The 731-nt window shown below is 39.3% G+C and carries 1 pseudogene; it reads left to right on the top strand.

Annotation, left to right across the window (positions count from 1 at the left end):
• Positions 1 to 203, top strand: a pseudogene (locus tag J5224_RS32640) (glycerol-3-phosphate dehydrogenase); the annotation flags it as partial.
• Between the last annotated feature and the right edge of the window lie 528 nt (positions 204 to 731).

Below are 731 nucleotides of genomic sequence, written 5' to 3'. Positions count from 1 at the left end.
GCATTCATCACCTCGGCGAAAACTCCGGACACGATCTCTACGAAGCTGAATTGCGCTATCTGGCCGATAAAGAGTGGGTTGTCAGCGTGGAAGATGCCATCTGGCGTCGTACCAAACTGGGCATGTGGCTCAATGATGAGCAGAAACAGCGCGTCACTGACTGGTTAAGCGCCTATCGTCAATCGAAGGTTGCCGCACAATAATTTTCCTGCCACACCGCTCCTCCAGCGAACAGGTTACCGAAAGGTAACCTGTTCGTTTTTTATACGCAGCATGTGGTAACATTTCGTCGTTTATGGCGTCTTTCTCCCTTCAAAATAATCGCCATGGTCATTTTTTGCTACTCCACTCAATAGTGCCTCTCGCGCTCAAATCAAAACTGAACGATCCATCAGGAATTAATTCTGGTCATAACAGTAAATAATAAACGAATGCTAATAAACATTGCGCACAATGTGATTTATTTTGTTAAGAGAATATAAAATCGGGGAATATATTTATCACAAGAAGAAAAGTGATGAATAAGAGTTATATCTGGCAGGATGTAAATAAGAATAATAATCAATAACCACAAAAAATAAAGGGCTATTTATTTTTCTACGATATAGCTCACAGAATAAAAACAATAAAATACCCATTCTTATTAATGATTAACGGAGTAATAAATTGCATATCAAGTACTATATTATTAGCCCTGATGGCAAGTCATGATCTCCGTCCTATTCAACATT

Source organism: Candidatus Symbiopectobacterium sp. NZEC135, from assembly GCF_025962695.1.
This window is presented reverse-complemented; position numbering and strand designations above follow the sequence as displayed.